Consider the following 22,674-nt stretch of genomic DNA (forward strand, 5'->3'; position numbering starts at 1 on the left):
GTATCTCAACCGAACGTGATCCCCTGATTTCGCCTGCTCAGGCATGGTTTCGCTCGCGGTGAGGGAGGCATGCGGCATCTTGTGTCCGCTTCATGGCCGAGGGGTGCGCGGTGGCGTCGGTGCTGGGAATGCTGGAGGAGCGGGAGGCGGCGGCCCGTGTGCGGGTGGAGGGTCTGCGGGAGGAAGTCGCGCGGTTGGCCGAGGTGTTGGAGGCCGCGGAGATCGAGCTGGATCGGCGGGTGATCGCGCGGGGGGAACTGGTCCAGGTCCTGGCCGCGTCCGCCGCCGAGACGACTGCCGTGACCAGGACGGCGCAGGAAACGGTGCCCTCACCAGTGCCGGGGTCGGTGGTGCCGCGTTGGCGGGACGGGCTGCCGGTGACCGTGCTCGACCACCAGCGGATTCTGGACATGCTGGCGGAGCGGCGGTCCGCGGGCAAGGGGCCGGTGAAGGCCAGGGAGATCGCGGGGGAGCTGGGCCTTGGGACGACGCCGGCGAAGGTCGAGGGGGTGCGTTCGAAGGCCAGGCGCCTGGCTCTTCCTGGACGCGTCGGGGATGTGCAGTGCCGGCCGGCGGTCCGTGGCCGTGCCAGACGCCGGTTCATCCGGGTGACCATCGACCACCGGATCACCGCCTCGCTGCTGGTCGGCAACGTCTCGTAGTCCCGGGCCAGGCGGCGAGAGTTCATCAGCCATGTGAACGTGCGCTCTGCCACCGAGCGTTTGGGGAGCACCACGAACCCTGTCATGTCGTCGGTGCGAGACAATCACACGATGGTGCAGCCGAGTTGGACTGGACGGGCTCGGGCACGTACAACAAGGACACCAGGGCCTCCCGGCACTGGCGCTCGGTCAGATTCGCATCCCCGAGCTACCAAGAGGCCCTGTCCTCATGCGCGTACGACGGGAAGATCACCCAGGCGGGAAACCTGTTCGAACCGCACGTTCCATGATCGGTTGAGATACGGCTTCTTAGAGGGCGGCCAGCCGTGCCGAAGACGTCGCATTGTTGTAGGCCACGACTGCGGCCAAGGCCACAGCGAGTAGCAGCCCGGAACCGGCGGCCCCGGCGGCCGGGCCGAGCGCGGCGAAGATCCCGGCCCTGATCACGGAGCCCAGGCCGATCAATACTGCGTCAGACACGCCGACGCGGCGCTTCATAGCGCCCGCCCCCGCCGGGGCTCCCACTTGTTCATCGCCCACTCCTTCTCGCACCGGTCGTTGATCTCGGGGCACGGTAGCGGAGCAGGGTGTCTGGCCGGGGCGGAGAGCGTCAGGGCTTGCCGCGACCCGAGACATGTCAGTAGGCCGACCACTGAACATGCCGATGTCGCTCGACACGACCAGGAGCTGAACCCAAGGCCCGAACCCCGCACGCCCACCGGCAACAGCCTTGAGCTCCCGATGACGGCGGGCTTTGCGTGTGGGGAGAATTGGCGGGTGCCGTCCTGCGGCGGGGTCTGACTCTTGAGTTCAACCTGCGCCCTCACCTCATGCCGCAGATGAAGGAGTTCATCGCCGCGAACGAGGAGTGGCTGACCGTCTTCCACTTTCCCGTCTACGCACCCGATCTCAACCCGCAGGGAGGCATCTGGTCACTAAGCCCTTTTCGGTAACGTCTCGTGACGGTTCGTGCTCTTCGATCAGCTGGTGCGGCCGTGCTCCATCTGGAGCAGGACGAGGGCGGCGCGGGTGATCCGGGTGATCGCCTTGGGGTCGAGGCTGACCCTGCGCAGAGCCTTGAAGGTCACCTTGAGCAGGGCGTTCGCGCGTTCGGCCACGCCGTGGACGCCTCGGATGACGGAGTTGAACGCCTTGGCGTCGTCGGTGAGTTCGACGCCCTTGGGCTTTTTGACCGGGTGGCGGAGGCTGGCCCCGGCGTTCTGGTAGCCGAGGTCGGTCAGGGTGGGGATGTCGAGGGTGTCGGCGAGCCGGTTCAGGGCGGCGATCAGGCCGTGGGTACGGGCGCAGGGGGTGTCGTGCTCGCGGCCGGGCCGGACTGGCGAGACCCAGAGCGGCCAGCCGTCGGGTGCGGAAATGACCTGGACGTTGCCGCCGTGGTGCCTGTGCTTGCCCGACCACCACAGGTCGGCCTTGTTCGGGCCGAGGGCGGTGACGCGATCGGTACGGATGACGGTGCCGTCGAGGTTGAGGTGTGTAAAGCCGGCCGAGGCCGCGCGCTTCAGTGCGGTGGACAGGTCCGGGGCGTGGTCGGCGAGCACGGTCAGCCCTTCGTGGAGGTAGCGGTAGGCCGTCGGGACGGAGATGTGGTTGTCGCGGGCGAGTTGAGTCAGCCGGGTACCGTCCAGGAACCAGCGCAGGATCAACACGCTCTGTTTGAACGGCGCCAGGGCGCGGGTGCCCTTGCGGGTCCCGAGACGCTCGCGGTGTTCGAGCAGCAGCTTCGCGAGGGTCTCAGCAGTGGCCCGGCTGACACAGAGCACGCTGGTGTAGGTGATAGTGGTCAATGCGTGAAGCCTCTCGGTACCCGGAACCTTTTCTTCGCAGACCGGTTCCTACCAGGGGCTTCTTGTGTATCTGATGCCGGGCCAAGCCTGTCTGATGTCCCTAGTCAAAAAGATCTCGGATCTGTCGGACGAGCGGGCATACTCTGAGTCCCATCCGCACTATCTAGGAGAGTCATGACAAGTAGGTTCACCGAGTTGACCGTTGACTGCCACGATCCGGAGATGCTCGCGGCCTTCTGGTGCGAGGTCTTGGACTTCAAGGTGATCGACCGGAGCGAGGGCAAGGTCGAGATCGGCTCCTGGGTTCCGACCATCGAGGATGTTCGGGCCCGCCAGATGCCGCCCACCCTGCAGTTCATCCAGGTACCCGAGGGCAAGACCGTGAAGAACCGGCTTCACCTCGACGTCAGCCCGATCGACGGCAGCACCGAGGACGAGGTGACCAGATTGCTCGGCCTCGGCGCCACCACGACGGATGTAGGCCAGGGCTCAGACCGAAACTGGGTAGTCATGGCAGACCCCGAGGGCAACGAGTTCGACGTCCTGCGCACCCTGGCACCGCAGAACTAAACCGCGAGCGGGCACCCGCCCCCGTCACACACCGCAAGCGTCATGTTGCCGAGAAGACCTCACTGGTGAAACGGACCATCTGCAATCTCGCCGCCGCGAACCTCGACCATCTCACCACCGCAGTGAAGCGCAGCCTCAAGAAGACTCAGTACTGTCCGCACCTCATCGACGGCTGCATTGCGGGCACCGGCCTGACCATCGACGGCTGACGCCAGCCAACCAAGCCGGTTCAGTAGTGGCGTCCCGCTCGTTTACCGACGCTCCGGCTGTCAGCGGAGGAGAGGGGTCAAGGTCTGTCCCTGCACCTCTCCTGTGACAACTTCCATGTAGGTGTGGGCGACGTCGCTCAACGGCGTGCCTCCACTGTTGTCCATACCGAGTTTTTCGAGCGTCTCCTTTACCCACCCTGGGCTGACGACGTTCACCCTTACCCCGCGGGGCATTTCGATGGCTGCCGCCCGGACGAATGCCTCCAGTCCGGCATTGACCAGAGCGCCGAACGAGCTGCCTGGCGTGGGCTCTTGGAAGATTCCGCTGGTGAGCGTGATGGACCCGCCGTCCCGCACGTGGTCCAGGGCCCGGCTTAGCAGCTTCACCTGTCCCAGCAGCTTGCCTTTCAGACCCAGAGTGAACTCGTCGTCGGAAGGGGATGTGAGCGGAGTCAGCTGACCGCTGGCCGCGCAGCAGATGACCGCGTCCACCTTGCCGACGGTGTCGAAAAGGGTGTCGATGGAGGCCGGTATCTCCAGGTCGACCCGTGGGCTGCTGTCGCGTGCAGCCCGTATCACCTCATGTTCGGTCTCCAGCGCGTCTGCGACCGCACGGCCGATGGTGCCGGTTGCTCCGATCACAATGATTTTCATACTGCTTCCTTCTGTCATCGGGCGAGGCGGGCTGGAAGGGGGGCCAGCGGGAAGTTGGCCCAGACGTAGTTGTCCATCTGGTGCTGGTCGCCGCTGAGGTTGACCACTCGATCGACCTGGCCGTCGGCGTCGAAGTGCCATACCAGTGCCCACATCGTGTCGACCTGGCCCACGCCCTGAGTCGTCCAGCCTCGGTGGATGTCGACGACGTACTCGCCGTTGCTGCCGAGAAACACGGGTTCGGCCTGGAAGCCCGCCTTGCCGAGCTGGTCGAAGAAGCTGACCACTTCGTCGACTCCGTGCTTGGTGCCCGACAGAGGGTGGTGGCCCGGGATGGTCCACTCGATGTCCGGAGCCAGGACCACGCTCATCGCTTTGACGTCGTTGGCGGCGTAGGCGGAGAAGAAGTGGTTGATGGCCTCGGCCTTGGGGTCGGACACGGCTTCACTCGTCGTCATCTGGATGCTCCCCGGCGGGTTCGGTACCGGGCTGTCCCGGTCGCGTGATCAACGATCTCGCCGGGCCGCTGTAGTCGTCCAATACCTGCTTCCATAACCTGGCGGCATGGATATCGACACCCGTCAGTTGAGGTACTTCGCCGCGGTGGTCGAGGAAGGCAACCTCACGCGGGCTGCCGAGCGTCTGTACATCTCGCAGCCCGCGCTGACGAAGCAGATCCGGCAGCTGGAAGCCCAGCTGGGAGTGGACCTGTTCGTCCGTTCCCGCGCAGGGATGGCCCCCACCGAGGCTGGTGAGGCTCTGGCCGCCCACGCCGGCGCCGTGCTAACCGCTTGGGAGCGTGCGCTGAGCGTCACCCGGGGCGCCACGACCCGGGCCGCACGCACGCTACGGGTCGGCTTCGTGGCCAGCGCCGCCAATGAGCGCACCCAGCTGATCATCGCCGACTTCGCCCGGCGGCGCCCCGGCTGGCGGGTCCAGATGCGGCAGACCGAATGGACCGACCCCACCGCCGGGTTGGCCGCCGGTGAGGTCGACGTGGCGCTGCTGCGCCTGCCAGTGCCAGCGCAGAGCGACTTCGACGTCGAGGTGCTGCTGACCGAGCCACGCTGGATCGCCCTGCCTGCGGGGCATCGCCTCGCAGGGGAGGACCGGATCCGGTTCCAGGATCTGTACGACGAACCGTTCGTGGCGACCCCCGCCGAGTCAGGGGAGTGGCGCGACTACTGGCTCGCGGCCGACGAGCGCGAGGGCCACCCTGTGCGTATCGGCGCGGTCGCGCACCACCCCGATGAATGGCTCAACGCGATCGCCCACGGCCAGGGCATCAGCCTCACTCCCGAGGCGACCGCCCGCTTCTACCAGCGCCCGGATGTCGTCTACCGGCCCGTGACGGGCGTCAGTCCCAGCCAGATCGGTGTCGCCCGGCCGCACACCCAACTGGTTGACGACGCCGTCGACGCCTTCATCCTTAGCTGCCGTGCCGTATGCAGCGACACTGCCTCGCAGGCACCGGCCTGACCATGGACAGATGACCACGACCAAGCCGACATCACGCATCCAAGTTCAGTAGCAGGCCGAGCATGCTCAGTCAGCGTCTGACCAGGCAGAAGGGATGCCCAGCCGGATCAGTGAAGACCCGCGCCCTGGCCTCATCATGAGGCTGGTGATCCGGCTTGCCCGCACCCAGCTCCAGCAGTTGGGCCTCGGCCTCGCCCAGGTCGTCCTCGATCTCGATGTTGAAGCAGATGTGAAGCTGCTGCGGAACGGTTTGGTCGGGCCAGCTCGGAGCTCGGTAGTCGTCGACCCGCTGAAAGCCGATGAAGAGTCCGTCCTCACGGTTGAGACCGGCGAAGTCGGCGTTCGACTTCGGGTGAGGTTCGAGGCCGGTGGCCTGCTGATAGAACGCGGCCAGAGCCAGCGGATCAGGGCAATCGAGTGTTATCGCACCCAACTTCATCTGCAGAGGCATGGCATCTCCACGGGTCGATCGGTGGATCTTTTCGATGCACACCCTAGTAGGACTCCGTTAGGTTGCTCTGGTTCTTGGGTTTGGGCTGGTGGTGGCTGTTCTGGGCAGGGGGCGGTGGCAGGTGGTGCAGGTGCCGGTCCAGCAGTTCAGCAGGCCTTGGATGGCGTCGAGGGTCTGGTAGAGGGTGAGTCCGCTGTATCGGCTTTTGGGGCCAGGCGCTGTTCGGTGAGGAACGCGTGGGCGGCGGTGACCAGGGTGACATGGTGATGCCACCCCGCCCAGGAACGGCCCTCGAAGTGGTCCAGGCCGAGGCCGTGTTTGAGTTCCCGGTAGTCGTGCTCGATCCGCCAGCGGATCTTGGCCAGACGGACCAGCTCGGGCAGCGGTGTGCTGGTGGGCAGGTTGGACAGCCAGTAGTCGCTGGGTACTTCGGCTTCCTCGGGCCATTCGGCCAGGAGCGTCGCCTCGGGCAGGACACCGTCCCAGTGGCCGTGTTCGGCGGTGGCGGCGGCCCGGGCCAGACGGCGGGCCCTGACCCCAGCCGGCCGCACCCGCACTGCCAGCAAGTGCGAGCGCATCGGCCCGCGGGAACCTTCACGCCAGGTCACCTCAGTGAACGCCTGCCGCCCCCGGCCGGCCGCGAGCGCGGACAGCGGGGACGGCTTGTCCCGGTAGCGGGGCTGTGGCTTGCGGCCGTGGCCCGACCACGGCGGCGTGAGGGGCTCGGTGCCGTGCGGGTGGACGGTCACGTCCGAACGGACCGCCACGACATAGCCGATGCCCCGCTCGCTCAGGCCGGCCCGGAAGTCAGCGTTCTGCCCGTAACCGGCATCGGCCACCACCACCGGCGGCACCAGACCCCACCCGGCCAACTCGTCGAAGGTGTCCAGGGCCAGGCGCCACTTCTCCCGGTGCCCGACCTCCTGCGGAATCCCGGTCTTCTTCCGCCGTCCGGCATCGTGCGCCCACTGCTGGGGCACGAACAACCGCCACTGCAGCGGACAGGACGCGGTGTCGGAGACCGCGTGCACGCTCACCGCGACCTGGCAGTTGGCCTGTTTGCCCAAAGCGCCGCAGTACTGAGGGGCGACCGCCACCGACTGATTCCCGTCCTTGGGGAATGACACGTCGTCGACCGCCCACGCGTCCGGGCCGATCTGCGGCACCATCCGCTCAGCGATCCGCCGCCGCACAGGCACCGGATCCCAGGTCGACTGGTTCACGAACTGCTGCAGGTTCTGCTCGTTGCCGTCCGGCAGCCGCTCTGCCATGGCCTGGATGGACTTGCGCCGCCCGTCCAGCATCAGTCCGCGCAGATAGCAGTCACCCTTCGCCCGCTGATCCTTGCGCGGCACCGACGCGAACACATCAGCCACGAATAACGCCAACTTCGCCCGAGCACGGTTCACTTCAAATGCGTCCACACCCCACAGCATCCTCTCAAACGGGACCGAGAGAAAGACCTAACGGAGTCCTACTAGGTGCCGAGTATTTGGTATTCAGAACCCCTCGCCCCATCCGAAGGTGACGTTGTACGCGCGCTGGAGTGCGTGCCGGCCATGGTCCCCGTCGGCGTAGGCCCACGCGAGGGCTGCGGAGAACCAGAGCAGAAAGACTCCGCTGACGATGCCCAGAGCGACCAGCTTGCCGTACCAGCTGAGGAGGACCAAGGCGATAGTCACGATTGCCGCGCCGAGGTGGGCCCCCCGCGAGTCGAGCGATGCAGCCTTGCGCGCCTCTCTGCGTTCGGTCCGTTCTGCGGCGAAGCGTTCCTCCCGAACAGACTGAGGTTCGTTCTCGTCGAAGTTCATCTCATCCCCCTGGCCTTGACGCTACATGGACCCGGACCACGTCGGCAGAGGAGCACCGCGAGGGATATGGATCAGGTACTCAGGCTTTCCCTCTCCGGTGGGCTATGCGTTGAGACGCGGTCCTTCGGCGTTGCCGCTCCCCAAGTGGACATGGTCGGAAGACGGTCTCGTGATCAAGTCTCCTCCCGTGGACCTACGTGCTCACGCGCACGTAAGGCTTGCCCCGATCATCCCGTACGGACAGCCCTCCGCCGACGGCGCTGCCAGCCTCCACTGGACTGCAACCTGCACCAACCTCAACGGGCGTCAGGAGAAGGTGCTGCGGATCCCCGTCGAGCAGCTCAGCGTGACGCTTCCGCCCGACGCCGACGGCCCGGAACTCCTCGCCACGTAGCCCAACACCCGGGCCGGGCCCGCTGCACGCACAACCGGTGCTGATCTGCCCCTTGCGAGACATTCGTCCCCCACACGAGGTTGACGAAAGGGTTCTACAGCAGACGGCGCTGGCGTGCCCATTGCTCTACGGCCCCGGAGTTCCGGTGTGTGAACAGGGAGGGCTGGAGATCGCCGGTGCGGGTGATGAGGCCGGTCTCGGGGTAGCCGTAGGCCTGCAGGAGCTCGTCCGCGAGTGCTGCGGTGGCCTGGAGGAGACCGCGGTCGAGGTCGGCGAGGTCGTCCAGGAGGACGCCGGCGTGGGCGGTGGCGTAGTTGCACGGCTCGGGCGTGAGGGGAGCCCGCCGTCCTGATGCCGGATCGATCCGGTCCACGCGGAAGGAAACGACGCCCGGCCGGTCAAGGTCCAGGAACCTGGCCTGGGTCGGGTGGGCGGCCATGTCTGCGACCAGGGCGACGCCAACGTGTGCAGGACCGCTGGCGGCTGCCCGGTCCCGCGCGTGGGCTGCCAGGAACGGGAGCGCGCACAGCAGCGGGTACACGATGTCGCCAGGTTCCGTCGTGTGCAGCTGCGCGGCGTCGTTGTCGTCCACCTGGAGCTGCCCGGCCAGGGGAATGGCGATGGTGGCGCTGCCGTCGCGGTGCAGTTCGGCGCGGGCGGAGTAGCGGGAGCCGCCTTCCGTCACGATCAGCCGACGCGGACCGACGGTGACCCGCCCGAAGTTGCGGACTCCCTGCCCCAGGAGGAGCTCCGTGGCCAGAAGCTCTTCCTTGTATCGGGCGAAGCGGTCGGAATCGATCACCATGTCACCGGCCTGTTCGGGAACCACGGTGACGATCAGATGCGGCGTGGTGCGTCGCACCAGAGCACCGACAACATCCTCTTCGACATCGGCCAGGCGCTGGTCGCGCTCAGCGGCCGACGTGAAACGGGCCCGGTAGGCCGTGGAGACATCCGTCTCGGTGAGCCACTCGGTCGTGCTGCCGCCGCGCCGGGGATAGCGCAGAGAATCCCGGGACGGTTTGGTGGGGGGAGCCGTCACAGCATGGGGGCCGTAGGGGCTTCGTGGGACGGCGAGCAGCAGGAATCCGACATTCGGGGAGCTGGGGTTGGGGACGGGGATGGGCTCGTAGGAGACGGGAGGCGCCGTGTTGTTGGCGATGGTCTGCCGGATGCGCCGTAGGTGAGTGTCATCCAGGTCCACGTCGAAGGCCATGCTCGGTACGCCCTTGTTTTCGGCCATGCCCAGGATGAGAAGTCCGCCGGTGTGGTTGGCGAAGGCGGCAACGTCCTTGGCCAGTTCTTCTCGGCCTTTGTCGTCCGTGGCGTAATGCGACCGCTTGTAGTCGAGATCTTCACTCTCAGCGGCTTCGGAGTTGCCGACGAGAGCAGTGATGCAGTCGTAGTCCACGTTGTCGAGCCCTCTGCCCAGCAGGCCTACGAGCCTGGTCAGTCGCGTCACCATGCGCAGACCCTGCTGTCGGCTCATGCGATCCGCTCCATGCGAGTTCTCTGCGCTGCTCACAGCGAGCGGGGCGCGCCAGGCGAAGCCGCAACCCCACCCCGCTTCCCGAATGCCCTGTCACGACCAGCAATGGATGAGGCCTACGTCGGATACTTGAGAGCCTCTGGCCTGTGGCATCTCGACTAGAGCCGGACAACTCTCTGGAGCACCTGACCTGCTGCTTCTCTGATCTGAGGCCCTCTGAGCTGGTACGCCGCAACCCGCTCCGGACACACATCAATTGCTCTCGGACGCGGTATGAAGCAGCGACGGGGGAGGGCTTTCGGGGGCCTCCGCCATGCCGGTGGGCGGGCGAGAGTCTGTGCCGCACCCGGCGACCGGTAGGTGTGAGGGCTTTTGGCTCGGCCCTGCTTGCGGCGTTGATCCGTCACCGGTGGTGACGGTGATCAAGTCCGACTCATGCACGGTCAAGGGGCGGCAGGGGGGAGCGCGTGCCCTCTGGGCCCGCACCGGCCACCGTGACCGACCGTTGGCCAGCGGTGGAACAGCAGGACCTCGGTAATTGGTTCGCCGGTGATACCTAGCTCAAGCACGAGAGCTTGGGTGCAGCTGAGGCTCCCAGGGGTTGCACCGCCTGCGACGTGTCAAGGAAGTCCTGTTCCGGCTGCGGCTGATGCACCCCGAGATCACCATCGTCTGGGCGCACTCCGGCTATGCCGGACAGCTCGTGATCTGGGCGAGGAAGCATCTCGGGCTGACTCTGAAGACGGTCAGTCGACCGAAGGACGCCGCCGGGTTCGTCATCCTTCCCTGCCTCTGGGTCGTCGAGCGGTCTCTGGCCTGGATCATGCACGTCCGCCGACACGCACGCGACTACGAACGGGTCGTCCAGCACTCCGAATCGCTGATCACCTGGCTGCCATCACACTCATGACCAGGCGAATCACCCGTCGAAGCTCCCGCAGGAGCGGACAGCCGGCATCCCGCGAAGCCGACCGGGACTGATCATTCTCAAGGTCAGGGCCATCACCTTGGCATTGACGGGGCCCGAATCGGCGCCTGAGCCGGCCAGGCTGCTCGGCGCTGTGGGCAATGCTCGATGACTACTCTGGGTGACGCAGCGACTCGTTCGGCCGCAGAGCTCTGCCTGGTCGCTGTCGGCAGGCTCCCGGCCGACGTCGTCTGATCGCGTGCTCGCCTCGACTGTGGTTCCTGCTGTGCGCCGAGGTTGCTCTGACGGTGACTGTGCTGATGCCGACCGGGCTTGCCTGCGTGCAGGGGTGGGCTCCTCCTGGCAGGAGGAGCCCACTTCGGGGGATGTGCCAGGGGTTATTCCGTGCGCAGGCCTTCCGGGCGCATCATCCGCAGCAGCGGCGGCAGGCTGAGCAGCGTGACCACGCCGACCACGGCCGCGCCCACGCCGGTCATGGTCAGGACGCTCGGCCAGTCCATGGTCACCGGTGTACGGGTCATCTTCAGCAGCGCCGAGCCGAGGGTGATACCCACCGATGTGGCCAGTACGAGGCCGAGCCCGACCGGGAGGGCCGTCTGCCACAGTACCGACAGGGTGAGCGTGCGGCGCCGGGTGCCGAAGGCGACCAGCGCGGAGAGCAGCTTCCTGCGCTCGCGCAGCTGCTCCAGCTGGGAGACCAGCAGACTCGCGCCGATCAGTGCCAGCACGAAGGCGGAGCCGACGAACAGGCCGGTGCGGATGGAGGTGTACTTGACGTCCTCCTGGGTCGCCGACCAACTGTAGGTTTGTGCCAGGGGGTCGATGCGGGCGACGACGTTGCGTATGTACTCCCGTGAGTCCGGCACCGACGGGTCCAGGCGCAGGTAGACACCGTCCGAGAACACCGCGGGCGCGGCCTTGTGGGGCAGGGCGGCGGGGGTGACCAGCAGACTGGTGTAGTCCTGCAGTGAGTCCTTGCGCGCGTTCACCTCCCGAATGTTTGCCGGAACGGTCCAGGGCACCTCGAGTCGGCGTTCGGCGCCGTCGTACGACGGGTCGATGTAGAGCTGCCGACCGGGCTTCACCAGGGCGATTTCGGATGCGTTGCTGGGGTCCGAGTAGCCGCTCCGCGTTCGCGTGACAAACACATCACCGTCCTTGCAGGAGGGCAATATGGCGAGTTCGCGCAGGGCGGCGCAGTTACCCACGGTCAGGCCGTTGCTGTTCTCTGGGTTGCGACGTGCGTCCCCGTACTGGGAGCGGGCCAGGGCCACCGCGGCCCGGACCCCCTTGGTGCCGGTGAATTCGCGCTCGACGCCGGGCAGCGGCTTGGGGCCGCTGAAGTCGACCTGCATCTGGACCCGGCTGGGGTCCTTGCCGGTGCTCTTGGTGTACTGGCTCTGCGTTCCCGTGAAGAGCATCTGCAGCGCGATGGCCCCGGCCACCGCCACGGCGATGCCGTTGACCATGCGGGCGGCAGTGCCGCTGCTCAACTGCAGTCGTCGCACGGCCAACTGCCAGGACAGCGGGCCCTTGCCGAGCCGGACGACGACCGCCTCCACGACCCAGGGCAGCAGGGCGGTGATGCCGATCAGCAGCATCAGGACGCCGCCGATGACGAGGTACTGGTTGAAGTTTCCGTTCTTGTGGCCTTGGCCGATCATCGGGTAGAGCATCGCGAGGCCGGCCAGAGTCGGCAGCAGCCGCCACCACAGCCGGCGGCGGCTCTGCTTGGCAGCACGCACGACACCGAGGGGTTCGACGACCACGCCGCGCATCGCGAGCAGCGTGACCAGCACCGCGGCGACCGGCACCGCCACCGCGACCAGCGCGGCAAGCGCGGGAGTGGGGTCGAGGTAGCTGGGCCAGACGCTCACGCCCAGCAACTCGCCGGTGCCCAGCTTCTGGCGGCCGAGCAAGAAGAAGCCAGTGCCCACGGCGAGGCCGAGCAGGGCTCCGGCCAGCGCCTCGCCCGCCGCGATCCGCCGGGTCATCCCCCGGTCGGAGCCGACCAGGCGCAGCGCGGCGAGGCGGCGGTCGCGGCGTTCGCCGCCGAAGCGGACGGCGGCGGCGATGAACACGGCGACCGGCGTCAGCAGCACCACGAACACGACCAAGACCATGAGCAGCAGCACTGGGTCGCTCTTCTCGGGCTTCGCGTCCGGTTTGCCGAACTTGGCCAGCCGCGTCACCAGGGAGGAGTCCGTGAGCTTCAACCCCGAGGCGCCCGCGTAGTAAGCCAGTTCATGCGAGCCGATCAGTCCGCTCTCGCCGATCGTGCCGGTGATCTTGTACGGCAGGCGCTCCCGCAGCAGTTTCGCGTTGTCCGAGTCCAGCAGGTCCTTGAGCGCGGGGGAGACCACCATCTCGCCCTTACCCGGGAAGCGGTCGACCCCCGGGGGCAACGGCGCCCGCCTGCCCTCGGGTTCGACGAACCGGCCCTGGATGTCGTCGTCATGCCAGGTGGTGTCGGCGTCGGCGATCAGGAGAGTGTTGTCGGCCTTGGGCGGGACCGTCTGGGAGTACACGTTGGCGTAGCGGGCGTCCTCCACCTTGCTGCGGGAGGTGAACACGTTGGGCATCGCGGTGCACAACAGGAGCAGGGCCACGCCGAGGCCGACGCCGACCGCTGTCAGCGTCATTCGGACCCAGCCCTCGCGGCCGCCGGTGACGGCGAACCGGGCTCCCATGGTCAGGTCTCTGGACCACTGGCGCGGACTCATATGGCGCGCTCCATGTCCCGGGACTTGCCGTCGCGTACGACGATCTCGCGGTCGGAGTAGGCGGCCACCCGTGTCTCGTGGGTGACGAGGACGACGGCGGCGTTGGTGGAGCGGGCCGCGTCGGTGAGCAGTTCCATCACGCGCTCGCCGTTGTAGGAGTCGAGCGCGCCGGTCGGTTCGTCGGCGAACAGCACCCGGGGGCCGGTGACCAGCGCGCGGGCCACGGCGACGCGCTGGCCCTGGCCGCCGGAGACCTCGCCGGGCCGCTTGCCCTTCAGGTCGTCGACCTCCAGGCGTTCCATCCAGCCGAGCGCCGCCCGCTCGGCTTCCTTGCGGGAGGTGCCGTTCAGCCTGAGCGGCAGGGCGACGTTCTCCACGCAGGTCAGTTCCGGCACGAGCTGCCCGAACTGGAACACGAAGCCGAACTCGGAGCGGCGCAACGCGCTGCGCTGGGCGTCGCTCATCGTCGTCACCTCGCGCCCGTTGTAGGTGATCGACCCGGAGTCGGGCGGCAGGATGGCCGCGAGGCAGTGCAGCAGCGTCGACTTGCCGGAGCCGGAGGGGCCCATGACGGCGACGACCTCGCCGGGGTGGATGGAGAACTCGGCGCCGTCGAGGGCATGGGTGTGCCCGTAGGTCTTGCGCAGGTCCTGCGCGGTGAGCAGGGAACCAGGGGGAGAAGTCGTCATCGGGCTACAGCCTCACGGAGTTTGTCGAGTCGGGCGGCGGTCAGCTCCAGCCAGCGCAGGTCCGCCTCCAGGTGGAAGAGGGCGTGGTCGCAGATCAACTGGTCCGCCAGATCGCCCTTGCGCTTGCGGTCGGTCAGGATGCGCATGCTGCGCAGGTGTTCGGAGCGTTGGGTGTCCAGGATGTCGGCGGCGTCCCGGTGGGTGAGCAGCGCGAGGACGACTTTGGTGTAGAGGGCCGACTGGAGGTACTCCTCCGGCTTCTGCGGGGTCGCGAGCCACCGCTCTACGTCGGTGATGCCGGCGTCGGTGATCGCGTAGCGCTTGCGCTCCGGGCCGCCGCCCGCCTCTATCCCGTCGACCTCGACGAGTCCGTTCTTCAGCAGCCGGGACATCGTCGAGTAGACCTGGCCGTAGTGCAGCGGCCGGTCGTGACCGAACTTCTCGTCGAAGGCCCGCTTCAGGTCGTAACCGTGTCGCGGGCCGGACTCCAGGAGCCCCAAAAGGGTGTGACCGATGGACATGACCCGCACTCTACACGCCGTGTATACGCGGCGTGTATACGTCGAGTGTGTAGCTCATGGTGAGGGTGTACGACAGTGCAGGTGAGGGAGCCGGGAATTCCGATCGTCACGGTTCGGAAACGGGCAGTCAGAGGTCGTTTTCCTCTCTAGAACCCTTGTATCTGCACGTTTGTCCCACGCAGGAGTGCGGTGCTGATGGGGCTGCTGGTGTGGTCGGATCTCCTGGGTCGGCCGGTGTGACACATGGGGTACGAGGCGGCTTGAGTCTGTTTCATCGCAGGACAGCCAGTTCCGTGCCGTGCTTCTCTGGCCGCTGTTGCACGCCTGGGCGCACTCGGCTCGGGGCGGTACGACCGGATCATGCAGCAACGACGCGCGTATCCGAGTGACCTGTCTGATGCACGCTGGGAGTTGGTGGAGCCGGTCCTGTCTGCCTGGCGCTTCGAGCGTCGCGGCCGTGCCCTGGACTTCGGGCGCCCGCCCGAGCACGAACTGCGCGAGATCATGGACGCGATCCTCTATGTGAGCCGCACCGGGGTGCAGTGGCGCTACCTGCCGCACGACTTCCCGCCCTGGGAGTCGGTCTACGGGTACTTCGCGAAGTGGCAGAAGGACGGCGTGTTCACCCAGCTCAACGGCCTGCTGCGGGAGTTGGTCCGGCAGAAGGAGGGCCTCCTCCTGCCGGTCCAGGAGCCACTGGACATCGATATGCAGCTCGATGGGCAAGGTCAGGCCGCCCGGCTGCTGGTGTGAGAGGGCTGAGGGAGACCGCCCAAGTCACGGTCGAACGCTTCGGCGATGCCGGGCTGCGCGATGGCCTTGCGGAACTCGGCGGTGGCCACGCCCAGATTGAGCTGGTTCTCCTGCTCGATGGCCAGCTCGGCAAGGGGAACGCGCACGCTCGTGCCGCGGGCGAGGGCGATCGCGGCAAACCGGTCCCGCGTCTTGGTGTCGATCTTCACTGTGGTGTTCCGGCGATCGCCGAGGTCGCGAGACTGTTCGCGCCCGGCGACAGCCAACGCCCACCACACGACCGGGCGGTCAGCGTGCGGCGGACGGCCTGCCGGGCCGGGAGCGGTAGTACCCCACGTGACTGGGCTCGGTATCCGCGGTCGCGTCGAGCCACGCCATGGCTTACGGCATGATCACGGTAGGTTCGGGGTCACCAGGGGATGACGCCGTCGTCCTCGAAGAACGAACCGGTCGGGCCGCCGTCGGGCAGTGTGGCGAGCCGGATCGCTGTGGCTGCGCCCTGCTCGGGAGTGCGGGGTCCGTGGAAGCCGGTGAAGTCGGTCGCGACCAGGCCGGGGCAGGCGACGTTGATCAGTATGTTCGTACCGGCGAACTGCCGGGCGTACTGCACGGAGACGGCGTTGAGGAACGACTTCGACGACGCGTAGGCCGCCATGACGGGGCCGATCTCGATGTCCGGGTCCGCCTGCCGGGTCAGCGAGGCGACGGCACTGGAGACGTTGACGATGCGTGGCGACGTCGAGCGCCGCAGCAGAGGCAGCATCGCGTTGGTCACCCGGATGACACCGATGACGTTGGTCTCCACGACCGTGCGGACCACGTCGAGGTCGAGCGTGGTCGGGTCCTGCACCCACCCTGGCCCTGTCTCTCCCGAGATCCCGGCGTTGTTGACCAGGACGTCCAGGCGCCCTGCCTGCCGTTCGACCAGTTCCGCGGCATCGGTGACGCTCTGGTCGCCGGTCACGTCCAGCGGCACCGCGAACGCGTCCACCCCGGCGGCGCGCAGCTTCTCGACGGCACTCTCGCGCCGGGCCTCGTCGCGGGCTCCCACGCCCACGCGATAGCCGAGGGCGCCCAGCCCGGTGGCAATTTCGTACCCGATTCCCTTGTTCGCGCCGGTCACCAGCGCGATCTTCGTTTCGCTCATGCCGTTGATGTTCGCTCGCGGACGGGCGGTCCATCCAACACCGATACGGTGCCCTGTGATACCCAGTAAGTATCACTGAGATATGTTGTGTCCGTGGACACCTTGGAGACCCGCGAGTTGAGGTACTTCGTGGCCGTCGCCGAGGAACTGCACTTCGGCCGCGCCGCCGAGCGCCTCGGCATGGCCCAGCCGCCGCTGTCCCGGGCGATCCAGCAGCTCGAGCGGCGCATCGGCGTCCCCCTGCTGGAACGTAACCGCCGCGGCGTCCGTCTGACCGGTGCCGGAGAGGTGCTGCTGCACGAGGGCCGCGCAGCCCTCGACGCGACCACCGCCGCCGCTCGCCGCACCCGTCGCGCCGGTGGCGCCGACAGTTCGGGTGGCCCCCGCAATCGCCTGGTGCTGGCGGTGAAGGCCGCCGGGTCTCACGAGCTGCTGCAGAAGCTTCTCGACGCCTACGCGACCGAGCCCGACGCCGCCGAGATCGAGGTGCTGCCGTGCGGCATGTGTGAGCAGGAAGGGATGCTGCGCGACGGCCGCGCCGATGTGGCGCTCATGCACGCGCCGTTCAACTCCCTCGCCGGGTTCGACAGCGAGGAACTGATGACCGAGGGGCAGATCGCCATCCTGCCCGCCGGTCACCCCCTCGCCGGGCGCAAGACTCTGTCCCTGGCCGACGTCTGCGACATCCCCGATCTTCCGCTCGCCCGCTGGCCCCGCCACGGCACGTACCCACCCGGCCCGGGCCCCGAGATCCACAACCAGACACAGCTGGCCCAGCTGATCGCCCTCGGACGCACCGTGGCCGTCTTCCCCGACTCCGCCCGCGCCTGGCTATGGACCGAGCACACCGCCGTCCCCTTGACCGACGCACCCCCCGTCGTCACCCACATCGCCTGGCCAGCGCACAGTCGCTCTGTCGCCCTCGCAAGGCTGATCCGCACGGCCGCACAACTATGACCCGTTCTCGCCTTCCGTGGCCGCCATTCGGCTGACCGTCGGCCCCACACCCCACCACCGGCCGCCACGGGCACTGCCGTGACTCCGTGCACTGCCGACCTTCGCGCCGGCAGAGGGCGTGCCGGGCCGCCCGCGGGACGGGCGGGTCAGCGAAGCCGTCACGGCTCCGGCGGGCGAGATGGCTACCAGAACCCCTTCTGGGGGGCTGACCAGCAGGTACGCCTTGGTCAAGATGGCCACGACCACGACGAGCTGCTGATGTCGTGAATCCCGTACGCGGCCCCCAGTCCTTTCATCACAGCTCCTCAGCCCGGTGAGCAGAGTTCGTGCCAGTGGTCGGCGAGGGCTGGGATGGGCTGGGGAATGGGGCCCAGGACGCCGCTATGGGGCGCTTTGAGTTCGTCCGATCGCGTCTTTCACGGCGCTTTCGCAGACGGTAGGGCCCGGGACGGGGAGGGTGTAGTGGACCTCGGGGCCGGCGGCGGTGTCGGCGTGGTGTGGCACGGGTGTGTAGCTGCTCCAGTTCAGACGGTTGGGGCGGTGGATCTGGTCGTGCCAGTGCCGGGCGTCGCGCATGTCTCCGTTGTGGAGGTGGAGGAGGTACAAGCATAGGAAGGCTGTGGTGCTGCCGGCCCCGGCGGCGTAGTGCTACCAGAACTGGGCGCCTGCTTCCTGGTCGGCGAGCGAGAGCAGACAGGCGAAGGTGAGGGCGCTGTCGGGGTCGCTGGTGGTGTCGAATGCGGTGATGTGGTGGGCGGCATCGCGGTGTGTCGTGTGAGGTCTCAGGACTCGGTTGACACTTCTGACTCATCAGATCCGTGACGGGCTCAAGACTTACTGGACATGGTCGGGCAGCCGAGGTCCGAAGCCGGCCGAAGGAGCTGAGGGCTGCGCTGTGGTGGACGAGATCAGGGCCCGTCTGGGTCGTCCGCGTTCCGATCGACGTTCCATCGCCGGGGTAGGTCTGCGTCGCAGAAGACGCAGACGAAGTGGCCTTCTCGCACGATGTTGTGCTCCTGGCAGGTGGGACACCGGCGGAAGACCACTGCGTGTGTGAAGCAGTCCGGGTGGTCGAGGTCGGCTTGGTCCAGTGCCTGTGCGACAGCCGGCCATGAGGCAACGTCCGGGCAGTAGCCGGTCGACTGGTTGCTGACCTCGTTCACCACCCAGCGTCCGGCGTCGCGGTAGAAGCTGATTTCGCCAGCGCCCAGCACCCGATCGCCGCTCGCGCAGGCGACGTGTTCGCTGCGGCGTGGGGCTAGCCGCAGAGCGCCGTCCGTGCCGACGACGAAGGTGAAGGGCTCTTCCAGTTCCTCGGCGGACCGGGCTGCCACCCAGTCCGCGAAGTCGGCGGCTGTGCGGATCGTGGCACCACCGTCCGCTGCCTTGACGGCAGCGATCACATGGTGCGGCCCGACATAGCGGTAGCCCCGTCCCGACGCGCTCATGTCGGTCAACGTAGAACACGCGGTCTTGGTGTGCTCAGAGTTTCGGAGCGTGGATCGTTGCTCTGAACCGGGTGACCGGGTGCTGGTTCTTGCGCGGGTGAAGTGAGAGGTCAGCGCCGTTCAAGGTGATGCGGACGTAGGTGTCCTCGACATGGACGGTGACGATCTCGTAGGTGCGGCCGACGCGAAGCCGTTGGCGGGCGACCATGATGACGCCGTCGGCGGGGACCCTGCGCTCGACATGAACTGCTCCGGCTGCGGGTGCGGGCAGTTCACTGGTGACGGCTCTGGCGCCGCGAAGCCCGGTTCGTTGTTCGGCGTCGATCGGTGCGGGCAGGGTCTTGGCGAGGACACCGTCGTGGACGGCGTGCATCAGGTGCCCGTCCAGACCCAACGTGACGCGCTGGCCGGCGAGTTCGTATCCGACGGTCACCTTGGCACTGCCGAGGCTGGTAACACCGCTCAGGTCGACCTTCCGGTCAACCTCGATCACCGTGCCGGGTTCCAGACGTCCCAGCCGGCCCGCGGCGGAGGCCGCCGGTGGAGGTCCTGCCCGGACGGCCCCGCGCATCGAGAGTTCGTGCAGGTTGCCGGCGTCGAGACACGACGCGACGCTCCTGATCGATGTGGACCGTGTGCTCGTCGGCCCACACCCGTGCGCGGCGCCCCGCGTACTCCTTGCCGAGCCTGACCCGCTGAACGCGGGGCAGCACGGCGACCAGGCCGCCGGCTGCGGCGACGGTCTCGAACTCCATCGCCGGTGCCGAGACCGGAATCAGCATGGTGACCGGCGCCGCGGGCCCGGCCGCGTGGGACGGTTCCTCAGGGGAGGCCGGAGCGGCTGGAGGAGTGACAAGCGTCGGTTCCGGTGGCGGGTTCGGCCGGAACCGGCTGGCGGGGGTGGCCATGTCGAGGGCCCGGTGGGGCCTGTCCGTGTTGTAAGTGTGTACCCAGGCATCGACCGCGGCCTGGGCCGCGGGCAGGTCAGCGAACGGACCGCAGACGTCGAGCAGTTCACGGCGCAGGGTCTGGTGCCACCTCTCGATCTTGCCCGTCGTGGTCGGGGAGTACGGTTTGATCAGTTTGGCGGTGACGCCGTTCTCCCGGCAGACACGTTCGAACAGCACCTCGGCGCGCCTGGGCTTGGTGAAGCGCCCGGTGAACTGCTCGCCGTTGTCGGTGAGGACCTCGGCCGGCACCCCGTAGGTCCGCATCGCGCGCACGAATCCGTCTGCGACGGCCCGGCCGGACGGCACTGCCAGGACGGTGGCGATGACGACGAACCGGGAGTGATCGTCGATCCCGGTGAGCATCTTGCACTCGCGGCCGTCGGCCAGGAAGATCCCGCAAACCAGGTCCATCTGTCACAGGTGCATCGGCGTCTCGCGCTGCCACCGTTTCAGCTCGATGCCATTTCCTCGGCGGAACGATGAGTCTGCGGCTGAGCCACCGAGCACGAGGACTACATGTGAGCTCAGATCGTGCACCGATGAGTTTCCCGCGCCGCGCCGGTCTGTACGCGTGAGACCGACTCACGGAAGGCTGGCGCCATGCGGAAACTGATCTACGGCATGAACCTGACCCTGGACGGCTACATCGCCGCGCCCGGCGACGACATCGGCTGGAGCGTGCCGAGCGACGAGCTGTTCCAGTTTTGGTCCGACCAGTTGCAGGCGACCGACCTGTCGCTGTACGGGCGCAAGCTGTGGCAGACGATGAGCTCCTACTGGCCGACCGGCGACCAGCAGCCCAACGCCACCCCGGCGGAGATCGAGTTCGCGCGCCGCTGGCGGGACATGTCGAAGGTGGTGTTCTCCTCGACGATCGACAAGGTCGACTGGAACACCCGCCTGGTCACCGGCGACGCGGTCGCTGAGATCACCCGGCTCAAGGCCGAGGACGGGGGCCCGATGGACATCGGCGGCGCGACGCTCGGCGGGGCGGCCATGCGGGCCGGGCTGATTGACGAGTACGTGCTGGCCACCGCGCCGGTCCTGGTGGGCGGCGGCACGCCGTTCTTCACCGCGCTGGACAACTGGGTGAACCTGAACCTGGTGGAGACGCGGACTTTTCCCTCCGGCGTGATCCTGACCAGGTACGAGACGAGGCGCTGAGCGCCCGTCCGGGAGTCACGGGCCATATGCTCCGCGGGTGACACCCCCTGGGTGCCCCGGACTACCGCCCGAGCCACCCAAGCGAGCGAAGCCCCTGAACTGCAAGTCTCATGGCAGTGGCATTTCTGCCATCCATCTGCCAACTGCCGTGAGATTCTGCCAAGGCTTTTGAGACCCTACAGCTGGTGGGGCTCGGGGTTGTCGTGGAGGTCTGTGATGCCCCGACCGCTGTGGAGCGGCGCGATCAGCTTCGGGCTGGTGACCATTCCGGTGAAGCTGATGAGCGCCACCGAGGACCGTTTCGGTCCGTTTCCATCAGGTCCATACGGACGACCTGGGCCGGGTGCGGGTGCGCAAGTACTGCGAGGCGGAGGACCGCGAGGCGGAGGACCGCGAGGCGGAGGACCGCGAGGCGGAGGACCGCGAGGTGTCCGCGGGCGAGATCGGCAAGGGGTACGAGGTCTCCAAGGACACGCTGGTCTCGGTCACGGACGAAGAGCTGGAACAGATGCCGCTGCCGACCGCGAAGGCGATCGAGATCGTCGCGTTCGTGCCGGCCGCGTCGATCGACCCGGTGCGGCTGAGCGGCGACAACTACTTCCTGCAGTACGACGGCCAAGTCGCGGCGAAGCCCTACGTGTTGATCGCCCGGGCGCTGACCCGTAACACGAAGGTGGCCGTCGCGAAGCTGGCGTGGTACGGACGCGAGCGCCTGGTGCTGCTGCGGGTGCGGGACGGGGCACTGGTCGCACACGTACTCAAGTGGGACGACGAGGTCCGCGACCCCTCCGAGCTCGCCCCGAAGGAGGCCAAGGTCACGGACTCCGAGATCGACGAGGCCCTGCTGCTGGTCGAATCGGGACCGGGTTCGGCGAAGTGAAGGCGAAGTTCATTCCCCGCGGCGAGTTCATCCCCGAAGGTGACGACTGATCGCCGGACCCACAGGCCGTGGCAACTCCCTCGGCGCCGCCCTGGGCGACCTCATGCGCGCCCAGGTCACCCCACGCCACCGGCTGTCCTCCTACAGCGCCGAGCACTGGCACGCCCAGCTCAGCCAGCTCACCGGCACCAGACGCGGTTACGAGGCCCTGGAGAGCGCCGGCCTCGACGTGAAACCCGACACCCTCTTCAAGTGGCTGTCGGATCCCGAGTACAACGTCCGCCGTAGCTACCGCGACCTCATCCACACCGCGTACGAGAACGTCGCCATCGTCCCCGCCGACCCGATCCCCGACCACGTCAAGGACGGACAGTTCGAGATCAGCGGCCACGTCAAAACCGGCGCCGACGAACGCGAACGCGGCACCCGCCGTGCTGCACCCCTGCGGATCGACGGACGTCGCGGCGACTGGAGCGACATCGAAGCGCTCTGGCTGGCCGGCGACCTGCGCGACGACGACTTCGAGGACCGCTTCATCGACGACGTCATCGTCGCCGACATCGGCGAAGGCACCGACGGTTGGGAATTCAACGGCGCCTCCTACGCTGTTGAGCTCAGGTGACCTGCCGCCGAGCATGAAGCCCCCGACCTGGGGGCGCGGCCGGGGGCTTCATGCGGACTGGGATCTCCCGGTACCAGTACTTGACGCCTCGGTGGTGCGAGTAGGTGCCGCGGGCGTGGGCGCTGTGGGACCAGGTGCCGTCCTTGCACTTCGCCGTTGCCTTGCGCGGATGTGGCGAGTTGGCCTTGCAGACGCCCGTGGTGTGCCGGGCGCACGTCGCCGCTGCTGCGTCGGTCGCCACCGCGACCGGGGCATCGAGCGAGCGCGGCCGCCAGTACGGCTGCCGCAACTGCGCCCCGGAATGTGGTCAGCATCAGAGCTTCCCCCTCCTGTGGATTGGGAGAGGCGATCATGGACCTGGCTGCCGG

The 22,674-nt window shown here is 67.6% G+C and carries 23 protein-coding genes and 6 pseudogenes; 12 read left to right on the forward strand and 17 right to left on the reverse strand.

What is annotated here, in order from left to right:
* Positions 1–92: 92 nt before the first annotated feature.
* On the forward strand, positions 93–662 hold the full coding sequence (locus OG798_RS52425) for a hypothetical protein (RefSeq protein ID WP_328760247.1): 570 nt from the start codon (positions 93–95) through the stop codon (positions 660–662).
* Between the two features lie 312 nt (positions 663–974).
* Here the strand turns inward: OG798_RS52425 and OG798_RS52435 are convergent.
* A pseudogene (locus tag OG798_RS52435) lies at positions 975–1,160 on the reverse strand (amino acid permease); the annotation flags it as partial.
* 314 nt (positions 1,161–1,474) lie between these two features.
* Here OG798_RS52435 and OG798_RS52440 point away from each other — a divergent pair.
* Positions 1,475–1,600: pseudogene (locus OG798_RS52440) on the forward strand (IS630 family transposase); the annotation flags it as partial.
* A 42-nt stretch (positions 1,601–1,642) separates the two neighbouring features.
* Here the strand turns inward: OG798_RS52440 and OG798_RS52445 are convergent.
* Positions 1,643–2,467, reverse strand: a complete 825-nt coding sequence (locus OG798_RS52445) for an HARBI1 family protein (RefSeq protein WP_328759880.1) — start codon at positions 2,465–2,467, stop codon at positions 1,643–1,645.
* A 174-nt stretch (positions 2,468–2,641) separates the two neighbouring features.
* Here OG798_RS52445 and OG798_RS52450 point away from each other — a divergent pair, with 174 nt between their 5' ends.
* Positions 2,642–3,037, forward strand: coding sequence for a VOC family protein (locus OG798_RS52450; protein WP_097228407.1), 396 nt, complete (start codon positions 2,642–2,644; stop codon positions 3,035–3,037).
* A gap of 59 nt (positions 3,038–3,096) precedes the next feature.
* Positions 3,097–3,246, forward strand: a pseudogene (locus OG798_RS52455) (IS630 family transposase); the annotation flags it as partial.
* Between the two features lie 60 nt (positions 3,247–3,306).
* Here the strand turns inward: OG798_RS52455 and OG798_RS52460 are convergent.
* Both OG798_RS52460 and OG798_RS52465 read right to left on the reverse strand, forming a co-directional pair.
* Positions 3,307–3,900, reverse strand: a complete 594-nt coding sequence (locus OG798_RS52460; RefSeq protein ID WP_328759883.1) for a short chain dehydrogenase — start codon at positions 3,898–3,900, stop codon at positions 3,307–3,309.
* 14 nt (positions 3,901–3,914) lie between these two features.
* Complete coding sequence (locus OG798_RS52465) at positions 3,915–4,358, reverse strand: nuclear transport factor 2 family protein (RefSeq protein ID WP_328759884.1); 444 nt, start codon at positions 4,356–4,358, stop codon at positions 3,915–3,917.
* Positions 4,359–4,464: 106 nt separating this feature from the next.
* Between OG798_RS52465 and OG798_RS52470 the strand changes: the two genes are divergently transcribed.
* A complete protein-coding gene (locus OG798_RS52470; RefSeq protein ID WP_095850103.1) occupies positions 4,465–5,379 on the forward strand; it encodes a LysR family transcriptional regulator in 915 nt (304 codons plus the stop codon).
* A gap of 70 nt (positions 5,380–5,449) precedes the next feature.
* Here the strand turns inward: OG798_RS52470 and OG798_RS52475 are convergent, their stop codons facing one another.
* The 3 genes from OG798_RS52475 to OG798_RS52485 form a co-directional block, all read right to left on the reverse strand.
* Positions 5,450–5,830 (reverse strand): VOC family protein, encoded by a 381-nt coding sequence (locus tag OG798_RS52475; RefSeq protein WP_095850102.1) that lies wholly within the window; start codon positions 5,828–5,830, stop codon positions 5,450–5,452.
* Positions 5,831–5,976: 146 nt separating this feature from the next.
* A complete protein-coding gene (locus OG798_RS52480) occupies positions 5,977–7,254 on the reverse strand; it encodes an IS701 family transposase (RefSeq protein WP_328759885.1) in 1,278 nt (425 codons plus the stop codon).
* A 75-nt stretch (positions 7,255–7,329) separates the two neighbouring features.
* Positions 7,330–7,641 carry a hypothetical protein gene (locus tag OG798_RS52485; RefSeq protein WP_095850091.1) on the reverse strand — a complete coding sequence of 104 codons (312 nt, stop codon included), beginning with the start codon at positions 7,639–7,641 and terminating at the stop codon, positions 7,330–7,332.
* A gap of 187 nt (positions 7,642–7,828) precedes the next feature.
* On the opposite strand from OG798_RS52485, the gene OG798_RS52490 reads away from it, so the two are divergent.
* Positions 7,829–8,035, forward strand: a complete 207-nt coding sequence (locus OG798_RS52490; protein WP_328759886.1) for a hypothetical protein — start codon at positions 7,829–7,831, stop codon at positions 8,033–8,035.
* A gap of 94 nt (positions 8,036–8,129) precedes the next feature.
* On the opposite strand, the gene OG798_RS52495 is transcribed toward OG798_RS52490, so the two are convergent.
* Positions 8,130–9,524, reverse strand: coding sequence for an AlbA family DNA-binding domain-containing protein (locus tag OG798_RS52495; protein WP_328759887.1), 1,395 nt, complete (start codon positions 9,522–9,524; stop codon positions 8,130–8,132).
* Between the two features lie 619 nt (positions 9,525–10,143).
* On the opposite strand from OG798_RS52495, the pseudogene OG798_RS52500 reads away from it, so the two are divergent.
* A pseudogene (locus OG798_RS52500) lies at positions 10,144–10,451 on the forward strand (IS5-like element IS4811 family transposase); the annotation flags it as partial.
* Between the two features lie 378 nt (positions 10,452–10,829).
* Here OG798_RS52500 and OG798_RS52505 read toward each other — a convergent pair.
* From OG798_RS52505 to OG798_RS52515, 3 genes are read right to left on the reverse strand one after another with little or no spacing between them, the layout of a single operon-like run.
* Positions 10,830–13,175 (reverse strand): ABC transporter permease, encoded by a 2,346-nt coding sequence (locus tag OG798_RS52505; protein WP_121413345.1) that lies wholly within the window; start codon positions 13,173–13,175, stop codon positions 10,830–10,832.
* Positions 13,172–13,864: an ABC transporter ATP-binding protein gene (locus OG798_RS52510; protein WP_328759888.1), complete on the reverse strand. Its 693-nt coding sequence runs from the start codon at positions 13,862–13,864 to the stop codon at positions 13,172–13,174. Before OG798_RS52510 ends, OG798_RS52505 begins: the two co-directional genes overlap by 4 nt.
* The gene (locus OG798_RS52515; protein WP_328759889.1) at positions 13,861–14,385 is read right to left on the reverse strand and encodes a PadR family transcriptional regulator; all 525 of its coding nucleotides are present in this window, start codon (positions 14,383–14,385) and stop codon (positions 13,861–13,863) included. The genes OG798_RS52510 and OG798_RS52515 overlap by 4 nt, the downstream gene beginning before the upstream one ends.
* A gap of 360 nt (positions 14,386–14,745) precedes the next feature.
* Here OG798_RS52515 and OG798_RS52520 point away from each other — a divergent pair.
* A pseudogene (locus OG798_RS52520) lies at positions 14,746–15,057 on the forward strand (transposase); the annotation flags it as partial.
* 56 nt (positions 15,058–15,113) lie between these two features.
* Here OG798_RS52520 and OG798_RS52525 read toward each other — a convergent pair.
* On the reverse strand, positions 15,114–15,347 hold the full coding sequence (locus OG798_RS52525; protein WP_328759890.1) for an antitoxin MazE7: 234 nt from the start codon (positions 15,345–15,347) through the stop codon (positions 15,114–15,116).
* A gap of 200 nt (positions 15,348–15,547) precedes the next feature.
* Positions 15,548–16,285 carry an SDR family oxidoreductase gene (locus OG798_RS52530; RefSeq protein WP_328759891.1) on the reverse strand — a complete coding sequence of 246 codons (738 nt, stop codon included), beginning with the start codon at positions 16,283–16,285 and terminating at the stop codon, positions 15,548–15,550.
* Positions 16,286–16,378: 93 nt separating this feature from the next.
* Here OG798_RS52530 and OG798_RS52535 point away from each other — a divergent pair, with 93 nt between their 5' ends.
* Positions 16,379–17,242: a LysR family transcriptional regulator gene (locus tag OG798_RS52535; RefSeq protein ID WP_121418063.1), complete on the forward strand. Its 864-nt coding sequence runs from the start codon at positions 16,379–16,381 to the stop codon at positions 17,240–17,242.
* 908 nt (positions 17,243–18,150) lie between these two features.
* Here OG798_RS52535 and OG798_RS52540 read toward each other — a convergent pair.
* Genes OG798_RS52540 through OG798_RS52550 form a run of 3 tightly spaced genes read right to left on the reverse strand, consistent with a single transcriptional unit; the run spans position 18,151 to position 20,051 of the window.
* Positions 18,151–18,690, reverse strand: a complete 540-nt coding sequence (locus OG798_RS52540) for a hypothetical protein (protein WP_120988617.1) — start codon at positions 18,688–18,690, stop codon at positions 18,151–18,153.
* A 34-nt stretch (positions 18,691–18,724) separates the two neighbouring features.
* Entirely contained in the window at positions 18,725–19,183 is a 459-nt protein-coding gene (locus tag OG798_RS52545) for a hypothetical protein (protein WP_328759892.1), read from the reverse strand.
* Positions 19,170–20,051 (reverse strand): integrase core domain-containing protein, encoded by an 882-nt coding sequence (locus tag OG798_RS52550; RefSeq protein ID WP_328759893.1) that lies wholly within the window; start codon positions 20,049–20,051, stop codon positions 19,170–19,172. Before OG798_RS52550 ends, OG798_RS52545 begins: the two co-directional genes overlap by 14 nt.
* Positions 20,052–20,240: 189 nt before the next feature.
* Here OG798_RS52550 and OG798_RS52555 point away from each other — a divergent pair, with 189 nt between their 5' ends.
* From OG798_RS52555 to OG798_RS52565, 3 genes and pseudogenes are all read left to right on the forward strand, one after another.
* Positions 20,241–20,804 carry a dihydrofolate reductase family protein gene (locus tag OG798_RS52555; RefSeq protein WP_121413339.1) on the forward strand — a complete coding sequence of 188 codons (564 nt, stop codon included), beginning with the start codon at positions 20,241–20,243 and terminating at the stop codon, positions 20,802–20,804.
* Positions 20,805–21,074: 270 nt separating this feature from the next.
* A pseudogene (gene ku, locus OG798_RS52560) lies at positions 21,075–21,663 on the forward strand (non-homologous end joining protein Ku); the annotation flags it as partial.
* A gap of 124 nt (positions 21,664–21,787) precedes the next feature.
* Complete coding sequence (locus tag OG798_RS52565) at positions 21,788–22,306, forward strand: hypothetical protein (protein ID WP_328759894.1); 519 nt, start codon at positions 21,788–21,790, stop codon at positions 22,304–22,306.
* Here the strand turns inward: OG798_RS52565 and OG798_RS56950 are convergent.
* A complete protein-coding gene (locus tag OG798_RS56950) occupies positions 22,299–22,547 on the reverse strand; it encodes a DUF3761 domain-containing protein (protein ID WP_358582893.1) in 249 nt (82 codons plus the stop codon). The genes OG798_RS52565 and OG798_RS56950 overlap by 8 nt on opposite strands.
* Positions 22,548–22,674: the final 127 nt, after the last annotated feature.

Origin of the sequence: Streptomyces sp. NBC_00271 (genome assembly GCF_036178845.1) — a bacterium.
Taxonomy (GTDB): Bacteria; Actinomycetota; Actinomycetes; order Streptomycetales; family Streptomycetaceae; genus Streptomyces.